The sequence below is a fragment of the Chryseobacterium sp. SIMBA_028 genome (assembly GCF_046535285.1).
GTDB lineage: Bacteria > Bacteroidota > Bacteroidia > Flavobacteriales > Weeksellaceae > Chryseobacterium.
Genome location: NZ_JAWRWZ010000674.1, coordinates 1 through 247 on the forward strand (window position 1 = coordinate 1; position 247 = coordinate 247).

General features: G+C 61.9%; 1 protein-coding gene. It reads left to right on the forward strand.

From position 1 onward, the window contains the following. The coding region (locus tag SCA31_RS24935) for an SDR family oxidoreductase (RefSeq protein ID WP_410699633.1) at window positions 1-247 on the forward strand (247 nt) is incomplete at both ends.

The following is a 247-nucleotide window of genomic DNA, read 5'->3' on the forward strand; positions in this document are numbered from 1 at the left end:
GGGTCGCGCGGCCTACCACGCGAGTAAGCACGGCGTGATTGGTCTCACCAAGAGCGCTGCTCTGGACGTCGCGGCGCAAGGCATACGGGTGAACGCGATATGCCCGGGCTGCATCGACACGCCCATGGGCGATGGAATCGATCCAGAGGCGATGAAAGTGTTCCTCAAGGATCAGCCAATAGGTCGAATGGGCAAGCCGGAGGAGGTCGCGTCAGCGGTTCTGTGGTTATGCAGTCCTGGTGCCAGC